We start from the raw sequence: 11,630 nt of genomic DNA on the forward strand, positions 1-11,630 counted from the left end.
ATGCGAATCAGGCTGGATCTCTCCAGGGTTCGTGCCCGCGGTGGGCCCACGTGTCCTGCTGCGTCTCGTACTGCTTCCGGGATTCGGCACCGTTGGCCGCCGCGCCGGCAAAGGCATGCGCATTCGCTGCCGCTGCTGCGGGTGCCTGGGTCGGTCGCTCGTCGCACTTGCCCTTGGGCAGGAACACCAGGGAAGCGGCACGGGAGACCTCAAGACCGGACAGTCGGCCGGAGCCGGACAGACCGGTGCCCGGGAGCGAGGCGCCGAGCATGCAGGTGGCGACGACCGAACGATCGGTCATTTTCTGGGTCTCGATGAAGCTGATCACTGGTCTCGCCTCCTCTCGGCGTCTCGGCGGACCGGAAAATCCGGTCCGGGCTTGTTCAGTACAACACGAATCCAGCGGATCCCGGAAGGCCCGTTGTCTTCGTGCCTGTGAAGGCTATGGGGATGCGCTCCGCGCGCGCAAACTATTTTTCTGACGACTTTCCGGAGGTTCTTGCACCACCCTCCGGGAGATCGTCCGGCGACGGCCCGTCCGCTGCCGGAACGAGCTCCTCACCTGCGCAGAGCGCGAGGACGTCGGCCCCGAACCTGCCGAGCTTGCGTCCCCCCACACCAGGGATGCCCGCCAGCTCCCCTTCGGTTCCCGGAACGGCCTCGGCAATCGCCATCAGGGTCTTGTCCGTGAAGACGCAGTACGCCGGCTGGCCCAGCTGCCGTGCCTGCTCGGCCCGCCAGTCGCGCAGCCGCTCGTACAGCGCCTCGTCGAGCTCACAGGGGCAGTCGTCGCAGCGCATGAGCTTCATTTCACCCGCATCGGTGAGCGTCTTGCCGCAGACCCGGCAGCGGGCGGGCGACCGGCTCCGGCGCTTGCTCGCGCCCTTGGCGGCGCTCCCGCCGCGTTCGATACCGCCCGCTGCGGCAGTCGCCGCACGGCGCCCCGCGCCCCCCGAACCGGGCCGCAGACCGTCCAGGAAGCGGCTGGGGCGCCGGACCGCACGCCCGCCCGGAGCGCGCGACAGGGACCACGAGAGGCCCAGGTGCAGGCGGGCCCGGGTCACGCCGACGTACAGCAGCCGGCGCTCCTCCTCGACCTGCTCGTCCGTCTTGGCGTAGGTGATCGGCATCATGCCCTCGGTGAGGCCGACCAGGAAGACCGCATCCCATTCCAGGCCCTTGGCCGCGTGGAATGAGGCGAGAGTCACACCTTCGACGGTCGGCGCGTGCTGGGCGTTGGCCCGCTCGTCCAGTTCGGCGACGAGATCGGCGAGGGTGGCTTCCGGCCGGGCCTTGGCGAAGTCCTCGGCGAGGCGGACCAGCGCGGCCAGCGACTCCCAGCGGTCCCGCACGGCGCCCGACCCGGCCGGGGGCACGCTCGTCCAGCCCATGTCGCTCAGGACGGCCCGCACCTCGGACGGGAGGTCCACGGCGTCGTCCAGGAGGGCGTCGTTGGCGCCGAAGCGGGCGGCGCCACGCAGCTTGACGCCGGCCTCCCGCACCTCGGGCCGCTCGAAGAACCGCTCGGCCCCCCGGAGCTGGTAGGGCACGCCGAGGTCGGCCAGGGCCTGCTCGTAGACCTCGGACTGGGCGTTGATCCGGAAGAGGACCGCTATCGCACTCGCCGGCACGCCGGACGCGATCAGGTCGCGGATACGGCGGGCCGTGCCCTCCGCCTCCGCGGGCTCGTCGCCGTACTCCACATACGCCGGCTCGGGACCCGCGTCCCGCTGCGAGATCAGCTCCAGGCGGTGCTCGGCGGCACGGCCGCGGGCCTGGGAGAGCAGCCCGTTGGCGAGGTGCACGACCTGGGGGGTGGAACGGTAGTCACGGACCAGCTTCACGACCGTGGCGTTCGGATGGCGGGTGCGGAAGTTCAGCAGGTGCTCGGGGGTGGCGCCGGTGAAGCTGTAGATCGTCTGGCTGGCGTCGCCGACGACGCACAGGCTGTCCCGGTCGCCGAGCCACAGGTCGAGCAGGCGCTGCTGGAGCGGGCTGACGTCCTGGTACTCGTCCACGACGAAGTGCTGGTACTGGGCGCGGACCTGCTCGGCGATGTCGTGCCGGTCCTGGAGGACGCCGACGGTCAGCAGCAGCACGTCCTCGAAGTCGATGGTCCCGCGATCCCGCTTGAGCTGCTCGTAAGTGCCGTAGATCTGCCCGATCTCGGCCGGGTCGCGGGGGGCCTCGCGTCCGGCCTTGTGGAGGGCGGCCGGATAGTCGGCGGGCACGGTCTGGGTGACCTTGGACCACTCGATCTCGCCGGTGACGTCGCGCAGCTCGTTCCTGTCCAGGCGGATACGGCAGCGAGCGGCGGCCTCCGCGACCAGCTGCACCTTGCGTTCCAGCAGCCGCGGCACCTCGCCGCCGACCGCCTTGGGCCAGAAATACTGGAGCTGGCGCAGGGCGGCGGAGTGGAACGTCCGGGCCTGTACCCCCGCCGCACCGAGCTGCCGCAGCCGCCCGCGCATCTCCCCCGCCGCGCGGGCGGTGAAGGTGACGGCGAGCACGGTGGAGGGCTGCAGGATGCCCGCACGCACGCCGTACGCGATGCGGTGGGTGATCGCCCGCGTCTTGCCCGTCCCGGCCCCCGCCAGGACGCACACGGGCCCGTGCAGGGCCGTGGCGACCTCGCGCTGCTCGGGGTCGAGGCCGTCGAGCACCGCGTCGGCTCCCTCGGGCGTGGCCGGGAACTGGGTCGCGGCCGCAACCTGCGGGAAGAGAGTGGAGTCCGATGCTGCTGTCACCCGACCATGCTGCCAGGTCGACCGGGGCGGCCGGGAAAGTTGTCCACAGCCGCCACACTCCGGTCATACGGATACGCGACCCTACGGAAGCGCTCCCGTCACGCGTACGGGAGCGGTCCGGCACGGGCGGGAATGGTCCGGGCCGGGTAGACGTTCTCCGATCGCAAACACTCTGAGCTTGAAGGAGCGCGAGGACCCATGGCGGGCACTGTGACGATGTACAGCACCACGTGGTGCGGCTACTGCCGTCGGCTGAAGGGCCAGATGGACCGCGAGGGAATCGCGTACACCGAGATCAACATCGAGCACGACCCCGAGTCCGCGGCCTTCGTCGAAAAGGCCAACGGCGGCAACCAGACCGTCCCCACCGTCCTCGTCGTCCCCGCCTCGGGCGAGGAGTCGGTCATGACGAACCCGTCCCTGGCCCAGGTCAAGCAGGCTCTCGGCGTCTGAGCAGCAGGCTTCCGCGATCTTCGCGGAAGCCACGAGGACGCACGCGGGCGAACCCCCGGCCGTGACGGCCGGGGGTTCCGTCATGCCACGGCTGAGGGGCCCGTCATGCTCTGACCTCGTCCATGAGCATCCGCAGCGTGAGCGAATGCTTCTCGGGTGGCAGCCGGTTCAGAGCCGCCTTGGCGTAGGCCGTCCCTCCGGCGCGGTCGCCGGATCGGGCCAGCATTAGTCCCCGGTGCATCTCCAGATGCGTCGCGAACCTCGGCAGGCTCGCCGGGAGCTCACGGCGCGCCTGCTCCTGGGCCTCGACCGCTTCCTTCTCGTCCCCCACCCGGGCGAGCAGCAGGGACAGGAACACGTTCATACGCCACCAGGGGACCGCATAGTCGGACGTCTGCTCGTGGCTGCCAACACGGTCGAAAATGCGACGGCCGTGGTCGGCAAGGCGTACAGCCGTCGCTCGGTCTCCCCGGACGGCTGCCGCGTGGGCTTTGCCCATCACGGCGTTCACGAGCCCGAGAGACGGCTTGTCGGAGATCGCCATGGCCTGGTCCGCCAGTGTGTCGGCGACGCCCAGGGAGGCGCCCTCGTAACCGAGGGCGATCGCGGCCCGGCCGCGCACCCATACGCGGGCCCGTTCGTCCTCCGACCGGTCGGCAGCCTGGGCGGCAGTGCGGTACCAGGAGACGGCTTTGGAGCCGTCCGAGCCGGGGAACGTCTTGGCGTACAAGGTCATGAGCCGCGCGGCCACCGACCACAGACGAGGGTTGTCGAGCTGCTGCTGCACGGTGACCAGTTCGCCGACCACGCGGCGCTGGATGTCCGCGGCCCCCATCGACATGTAGTCGGTGCCGTAGGTGGCCAGCGTGGCTTCCCAGCGTTCCACCGAAGGGCCGCCGCGCAGGCGTGCGGCGAACCCCACGCTGAGCAGATCCGAAGCCACCACAGGAGCTATCGCGGTGGCGGCTACGTCGCTGATGAAGGTACGTCGGTCCACTTCACCTTCAAGGATGGCCAGAGGAACGTCCAGGACAGCCGACAGGTGCCGGAGGTGGTAGGCCCCCGGCGTGACTTTGGAACACTCCCAACGGCTCACGTACTCCCTGGTCAGCCCCGTACCGAACGTCTTGTTGAGCTCCGACACCAAACGTCCCTGGCTCCAGCCGCGGGCCGTGCGCAAGTTCCTGATCAGATCCCCGATGGGCATGGAGCCATGATGCTCCTCCGCACACCGTCCCGGAGCACAACAAACGGCATCACACCGGGACTTGCCCCTACGGATGCCACTGTGCGAGAGCCCCGTACGGGTCGATCGTGTCGGCATGACAGAAATTCCGACGGACAGGTGCGAGGCATGCGAAGTGTGCGAGCTGTTGAAGGCGCGCGAAGCCGAGGGGCGGGAGAGTCGGGACCAGTCGAGGGAGGTGGACGCCCGGGTGCGGTATCGGCGGCATATGAGGGAGGCGCACCGGCGGGAGGTTCCACTGCCTCTGTGAGCGCCGGGGACGCGGTTCCGGCGTGTCCCTTTCCGTGCGGCCTCTGTGCGGCCAAGGGCAGGCAGTAGGGAGTCACCCGCCCGGCAGGGAGCGCGGCCGGGGCCCGGTGGGCCCCGGCCGGAGAGTGGACATCGCTACGGCTTCGGCAGGGGCTTGCCGTACCAGAGTTCGATGAGGCGGGCGGCGATGGAGATGCCGTACGGGGGGAGGACCTCGCCGGATTCGAAGGCGGCCTTCAGGTCCTCGCGGGAGAACCAGCGGGCCTCCTCGATCTCCTCGCCGTCGACCTGGATCTCGGAGGACGTGGCGCGGGCCATGAAGCCGAGCATCAGGCTGGAGGGGAAGGGCCACGGCTGGCTGGCGACGTACTCGACGTCGCCGACGACCACGCCCGCCTCCTCGAAGACCTCGCGGGCCACCGACTGCTCGATGGACTCGCCGGGCTCCACGAAGCCGGCCAGGGTGGAGAAACGACCCTCCGGCCAGTGCACCTGGCGGCCGAGCAGCGCGCGGTCCTCCTCGTCCGTGACGAGCATGATCACGGCCGGGTCGGTGCGCGGGTAGTGCTCGGCGCCGCAGGCGGGGCAGCGGCGGATGTGGCCCGCCGCCGCGATGACGGTGCGTTCGCCGCAGCGGGAGCAGAAGCGGTGCAGGCGCTGCCAGTTCTCCAGGGCGACGGCGTGCACGAGCAGCCCGGCGTCCCGCGGGGACAGGAGCAGGCCCGCCTCGCGCAGGCCGGCGGGGCGCGCGGACTGGTCCATGCGCCCCGGCAGCGAGTCCTTCTGGAGCGCGAAGTAGCGCACGCCGTCCTCGTCGGTACCGAGGAAGTAGCGGTGCGTCTCGGTCAGCGGCGCCTCGAAGGACGGCGTCATGACCAGTTCGGTACGGCCGTCGGGGGTGTCGTCGACCAGTGCCTGGCCTCCGGAGACCACGAAGACGCGCGTCGTCGGGTGGCTCCAGGCCGCCGCGAGCCATGCCTCGTCGAGGCGGTGGTGGGCGGCTCTGTCGATGCCGCTCGGCGCGCTGAACGTGAGCGGCCGGTCGGCGCTGTGGTCGGTCCAGGTGGTCACTGCGGTTTCCAACTCCCCCTATGGCGTGGGTGACTGCCGCCCGTGGGCGCGGCCGCCGGGCGGGCGGCGGGCCGGGCGGCGAGGGTGGTACGGGTGGCGGTGGCACGAGTCGCACGGGTGGCTGGAACAGCACAGGTGGCACGGCTCGCGCGCGGGCCGGACGGTGACGTGCGGGCACCCGCCGTCCAGGGCCGAGCCCACGCCCCGGCCGCTGGGCGGGGCGTGGGCCGCGGCATGGGCGCGAAGCGCGTCGCCGGCCGGGTCACGGGCGCGGCACGGTTCGCCGGCCAGGGCACCTGCGCGGCGCGGATCGTCGGCCCGGTCGCGTGCGGGGGCGCCGGTAGGGCGTGGTCACCGGTCAAGCGACGCGCCAGTTCTCCGCCAGGTCGCCCCACAGGTGCGCGGCGGTTTCGACGCCCTTCATCAGCAGGTCCAGCTCGACCTTCTCGTTCGGGGCGTGCCAGCCGTCCGAGGGGACGGATATGCCGAGGAAGAGGACCGGGACGCCGAGGACGTCCTGGAGGTCGGCGGCCGGGCCCGAGCCGCCCTCGCGGGTGAAGCGGATCTTCTGGCCGAAGGCGCGGCCCATGGCCCGTACGACGGACTGCAGGGCGGGGTGGTCGAGCGGGGTCAGACAGGGACGGGTGGCGCCCCAGAAGGTGATGTCGTGGCGGATGCCGTCGGGCAGGCGGGCGGCGACCCAGTCCCGTACGGACTGCTGGACCGCGGCCGCGTCCTGGCCCGCCACCAGGCGGAACGAGAGCTTCAGCTGTGCGGCGGACGGCACGATCGTCTTGCCGCCGGGGCCCTGGTAGCCGCCGCTGATGCCGTTGACCTCGGCGGTGGGGCGGGCCCAGATGCGTTCCAGGGTGCTGTGGCCGGTCTCGCCGAGCGCGGCGTGCGAATGGGCCGTACGCAGCCACTCGGACTCGTCGAAGGGCAGCTCGGCGAAGAGCCAGCGCTCGCGGTCGGTCAGCTCGACGACGCCGTCGTAGAAGCCGGGGACCGAGACGCGGCGATCCTCGTCGTGCAGCGCGGCGGCCAGGCGGGCGGCCTCGGTGGCCGGGTTGGGCACCGCGCCGCCGAAGGAACCGGAGTGGATGTCCTGGTCGGGGCCGTACAGGTCGATCTGGCAGTCGGTGAGGCCGCGCATGCCCGTGCAGACGGTCGGGGTGTCCTTGGACCACATGCCCGTGTCGGAGACGATGACCGTGTCGCAGGCGAGGCGGTCCGCGTGCCGGGTGATAAGCGCCGGGAAGTTCGGGGAGCCGGACTCCTCCTCGCCCTCAATGAGGAGCTTGAGGTTGACGGCCGGGGCGGTACGGCCGGTCGCGGCGAGGTGCGCGCGCACGCCGAGGGTGTGGAAGAACACCTGACCCTTGTCGTCGGCGGCGCCGCGTGCGTACAGCTTGCCGTCGACGGTCTGCGGCTCGAAGGGGTCCGTGTGCCAGCCGTCCTCGCGGGCGGCGGGCTGCACGTCGTGGTGGCCGTAGACGAGGACGGTGGGGGCCGACGGGTCCCCGGCGGGCCACTCGGCGAAGACCGCGGGAGCACCGTCCGTCTCCCAGATCTCGACGGTGGGGAAGCCGGTCGCGGTGAGCCTCCCGGCCAGCCATTCGGCGCTGCGGCGCACGTCGCCGGCGCGCTCCGGGTCCGCGGACACCGAGGGGATGCGCAGCCAGGCGGCCAGGTCGTCGAGGAACTCTTCGCGGTGGACGTTGATGTACGCGCGGACGGCGCTGTCCGAGGTGGTGCTCATACGTCCGAGCCTATCCGGCTCGTGGGGACGGTCCGCCGCCGGTCTCGGTGATCTTGTCACCTCTGTCGTCGTGGCTGTCGTCGTGCCGGCGGGCGTCTCTGTCGTTGCGCCTGTCGTCACATCGGCGGTCGTGTCCGATGTCACGTCGGCGGTCGTGTCCGGCGTTGTTGCTGTTGGGGTCTGTGTTGTCGGGGGCGGCGTCGCGTCCGCGATCGGGGCTGTCATCGTCCGCCGTCGCCTCCCCCGTCGCTTCCCGCGTCGGCGGCCCGTTCCTGTTCGCCGAGCAGGATGCGCTCCAGTCCGGCCCGGTCGGGCAACCGCTGCGGCCGGACCGTCTCACCGCTGCGTACGTAGAGGAAGGCGGCGTCGACCGCGGACAGGGGCAGGCCGTGCTGCTCGGCCCAGGCCACTCGGTAGAGAGCCAGCTGCAGCGGGTCAGCAGTCTGCGCGTGGTGGGTCTTCCAGTCGATGATCTCGTACGTGTCCCCCTGCGGCCCGCGGTTGCGGTAGACCGCGTCGATACGGCCGCGGATCACCCGGCCCGCGAGGGTGAGCTGCACCGGGACCTCGATGCGGTACGGGGTGCGCCGGGCGTACGGGGTGCGGGCGAAGGCCTCCTTGAGGGCCTCCAGATCGTCCTCGTCCGTGATCGTTGCCGCTTCGCCGGCGGCTTCCTGGGCGCGCGCTTCGTGGCCGTACGCGCCGCCCGGCAGTTCGTCGGGGCCGAGCAGGGGCAGCGTCAGCTCCTCGAAGCGCGACTCCACCCAGGCGTGGAAGCGCGTGCCGCGGCGGGCGGCGGGCCGGGGCGGGTGCGGCATGGGGCGCGCCAGCTCCCGGGTGAAACCGTCCGGGTCGGAGGCCAGCCACAGCAGCTGCGAGGCGCTGAGCGAGGACGGCAGGGGGACGTCGTGCACGGTGGCGCGGGCGCGCCGCAGCTCGTCGGCGAGCGCGTCGAGGTCGCGGTCCCAGGAGGCGACGGTCCGGCGCTCCTCGGGGAGCAGGGGTGTGTCCCCCTTCGGCAGCCGGGGGGCAGGGCCGTGCCCGGGAGCCGGACCGTGGTCCGGGGCGGCTTCGGGGGCGGGAGCCTGGGCCGGTACGTGGGCGAGCCCGTCACCGGCTCGTACGGCATCGCCCGCGGCGCCGCCCGGCCGGTCTTCGCCCTCCGGGTGCGCGGGCCGCTGGGCGCTCCAGGCGTCCCAGTCGGCGAGGTCGGGGGCGTGGGCGGGGTCGGGCCCCTGAGCGTCGGCGGCGGTGTATCCGTAACCGTCCACGTCCTCGAACAGGTCGTCGTACCCGTCCCCGTACGGATCATCGTCGGGCGGCGGTGGCCATTCCGGGTCGTGGACCGGCACGGCCTGCCCCGGTACCGAGATGGCGTTCCCCGCTGCGGGGTGGGGGGCGTCGTGGGCGACCGCGGCCTCGGCGCCGTCGGCGGCGATGGCGTGCGGCGGTGCGCCGCCGTCCGGGGCGTGCGCCAGGAGGCCGTCCAGGTACGCCCGGACCGTGGCCGCCGCCGCCCGCCGGCGTTCCTTCGCCGCCGCGTCCAGGGGCAGCGGCCACTCCAGCTCGGCCTCCGCCTCCTTCAGTGACGGGTTCTCCGCGCCCTCCTCGGGGGCCTCGGCCCACTCCTCGATCTCGCCGTGGCCCGCCTCGCAGTGCGCGCGCAGCGCCTCCAGGAAGGCGGAGGGGCCGCGGGGCCGCTTCTGGTCGGGGCCCCACCAGTGGCCGGAGCCGAGCAGCAGGGAACGCGGGCGGGTGAAGGTCACGTAACCGAGGCGCAGCTCCTCGACGGACTGATGGTCCTTCATCGCCTCCTTGAAGGACTTCAGGCCGCGGCTGTCCCAGTCGGCCACGTCCGGCAGCGTCGTGGCGTCGCCGCGCAGGGCGTGCGGCAGCACCTTGGCCTGGGTGAGCCAGGAGTCGCGGGACTGCTCGCTGGGGAACTGCTTGCCGACCAGGCCGGGGACGGCGACCACGTCCCACTCCAGGCCCTTGGACTTGTGGGCGGTGAGCACCTTGACGGTGTTCTCGCCGCCCGGCAGGGAGCTGTCCAGGCCCTTCTCGTGCTGGACGGCCGTGCGCAGGAAGCCCAGGAAGGCGAGGAGCGTCGCGTCGCCGTCCAGGGCCGCGCCGCCCTGCTTGGCGGCGAAGCCGGCGGCGATGTCCAGGAAGGTGCTCAGGGTTTCCCTGCGGCGGGCCGCCAGCGCGCGCGGGGACGCGGACAGTTCGACCTCCAGGCCGGTGACGGTCAGCACCCGGTGCAGTACGTCCATCAGGGGGTCGCCCAGTGAGCGCCGCAGATCGCGCAGTTCGCGGGCCACGTAAGCGAAGCGGACGCGCGCCTCCGGGGAGAACGGCAGGCCGTCGTCGGGGCGGCCGTCCGCCTCCAGGAACGTGTCGAGCGCGTCGGCGAGCGAGATCGTCTCGGCCGGGTCGACGCCCTCCACGGCCTCGGCCAGCCGCCGTTCGGGGTCCTCAGACTGGCCGTCGCGGTGGACCAGGAGTCGCGCCCGGCGGCCCAGGAGGGCCAGGTCGCGGGGGCCGATCCGCCAGCGCGGGCCGATCAGCAGCCGAACCAGGGCGGCGTTGGCCGTGGGGTCCTGGAGGACCTCGCACACCGCCACCAGGTCGGCGATCTCCGGCAGGTGCAGCAGTCCGGACAGGCCGACGACCTCCACCGGGATCTCCCGCGCGACCAGCTCGCCCTGGATGCGGGCGAAGTCGCCGGCCGTCCGGCAGAGCACCGCGATCTCGCCGGGCGGGGTGCCCGTACGCACCAGGTGGGCGATGTTCCCGGCGAGCCAGGACATCTCCTCGGCGTGGGTGGGCAGCAGCGCGCAGCGCACCGTGCCGTCGCGCTCCGCGCCCGGGGCCGGGCGCAGTGCCTCGACGCCGGCGTGCATGGCGCGGAGCGGCGCAGCGAGCCCGTTGGCCAGGTCGAGCAGCCGGCCGCCGCTGCGGCGGTTCTGGCTGAGGGCGGAGCGCGTGGCCGGGCTGCCGTCCTCGAAGGGGAAGTGGTCGGGGAAGTCGTCCAGGTTGGCGACGGAGGCGCCGCGCCATCCGTAGATGGCCTGGCAGGGGTCGCCGACGGCGGTCACCGCATGGCCCGTACCACCGCCGAACAGGCCGGACAGCATGATCCGCTGGGCCACGGAGGTGTCCTGGTACTCGTCCAGGAGGACGACCTTGAACTCGTCGCGCAGCAGCGTGCCCACCTCGGGGCGGGTGGTCGCGAGGGTCGCCGACAGGGCGATCTGGTCGCCGAAGTCCAGCAGCTCGCGGCGCCGTTTCTCGCCGCGGTACGCCTTGACCAGTTCCAGCAGCTCCAGGCGGCCGCGGGCCGTCTCGGGGACCTTGCGCAGGTCGGCGTTGGAGAGCTTCACCCGGTCGAGGGCGGCGAGCAGCTCGGTGTCGTACGCCCGCAGCCGGTCCGGCTCCACCAGATGCTCGGCCAGCTCGCCGTCGAGCGCGAGCAGGTCCTCCACGAGGGCGGGCAGCGACTTCGTCAGCGCGGGATACGGGCCGGGGGCGGTGCGCAGCACCCGGGCGGCGAGCTGGAAGCGGGTGGCGTCGGCGAGCAGGCGGGCGCTGGGTTCCAGGCCGATGCGCAGGCCGTGGTCCTTGAGGAGCTGGCCGGCGAAGGAGTGGTACGTCGAGATCCGGGGCTCGCCGGGGACGCCGTCCGAGGCGGCCGGAGTGCCGGCCGCCGGAGCACCGGGCCCCGGGGCGTCGGCCCCCGGCCCCCCGGCCCCCGGCCCCCCGGTTCCCGGAAGACCCGCGCCGAACGGATCGGCCGGCTCCGTCACCCCGGCCGCCGCCAGGGCCTTGCGGACGCGCTCGGCCAGCTCGCCCGCCGCCTTGTTCGTGAACGTCAGCCCGAGCACCTGCTCCGGGGCCACCTGGCCCGTGCCGACCAGCCACACCACGCGCGCGGCCATGACCGTGGTCTTGCCGGAACCGGCACCGGCCACGACGACCTGCGGGGCGGGCGGTGCGGTGATGCAGGCCGTCTGCTCCGGGGTGAACGGGATGCCGAGGAGCTCCTTGAGCTGCTCGGGGTCGGTGATGCGAGCTGACACATCCGAGACCGTATCGGGCCCCACTG

At 72.6% G+C, this 11,630-nt stretch carries 7 protein-coding genes; 1 reads left to right on the top strand and 6 read right to left on the bottom strand.

What is annotated here, in order from left to right; translation table 11 throughout:
• Positions 1 to 7: 7 nt before the first annotated feature.
• Together ACZ53K_RS00365 and ACZ53K_RS00370 are read right to left on the bottom strand one after the other, a co-directional pair.
• The gene (locus ACZ53K_RS00365; RefSeq protein WP_468830093.1) at positions 8 to 328 is read right to left on the bottom strand and encodes a hypothetical protein; all 321 of its coding nucleotides are present in this window, start codon (positions 326 to 328) and stop codon (positions 8 to 10) included.
• Between the two features lie 142 nt (positions 329 to 470).
• Positions 471 to 2,747: an ATP-dependent DNA helicase UvrD2 gene (locus ACZ53K_RS00370; RefSeq protein ID WP_468830095.1), complete on the bottom strand. Its 2,277-nt coding sequence runs from the start codon at positions 2,745 to 2,747 to the stop codon at positions 471 to 473.
• 198 nt (positions 2,748 to 2,945) lie between these two features.
• Between ACZ53K_RS00370 and ACZ53K_RS00375 the strand changes: the two genes are divergently transcribed.
• The gene (locus ACZ53K_RS00375) at positions 2,946 to 3,200 is read left to right on the top strand and encodes a mycoredoxin (RefSeq protein ID WP_073758409.1); all 255 of its coding nucleotides are present in this window, start codon (positions 2,946 to 2,948) and stop codon (positions 3,198 to 3,200) included.
• 103 nt (positions 3,201 to 3,303) lie between these two features.
• Here the strand turns inward: ACZ53K_RS00375 and ACZ53K_RS00380 are convergent, their stop codons facing one another.
• From ACZ53K_RS00380 to ACZ53K_RS00395, 4 genes are all read right to left on the bottom strand, one after another.
• Positions 3,304 to 4,407 carry a helix-turn-helix domain-containing protein gene (locus ACZ53K_RS00380; RefSeq protein ID WP_468830097.1) on the bottom strand — a complete coding sequence of 368 codons (1,104 nt, stop codon included), beginning with the start codon at positions 4,405 to 4,407 and terminating at the stop codon, positions 3,304 to 3,306.
• A gap of 423 nt (positions 4,408 to 4,830) precedes the next feature.
• A complete protein-coding gene (gene nudC / locus ACZ53K_RS00385; RefSeq protein WP_468830099.1) occupies positions 4,831 to 5,766 on the bottom strand; it encodes an NAD(+) diphosphatase in 936 nt (311 codons plus the stop codon).
• A gap of 358 nt (positions 5,767 to 6,124) precedes the next feature.
• Positions 6,125 to 7,525, bottom strand: a complete 1,401-nt coding sequence (locus ACZ53K_RS00390; RefSeq protein ID WP_468830101.1) for a dipeptidase — start codon at positions 7,523 to 7,525, stop codon at positions 6,125 to 6,127.
• Positions 7,526 to 7,746: 221 nt separating this feature from the next.
• Entirely contained in the window at positions 7,747 to 11,604 is a 3,858-nt protein-coding gene (locus tag ACZ53K_RS00395; protein ID WP_468830103.1) for a UvrD-helicase domain-containing protein, read from the bottom strand.
• Positions 11,605 to 11,630: the final 26 nt, after the last annotated feature.

This window comes from Streptomyces sp. NPDC033221 (assembly GCF_055577005.1).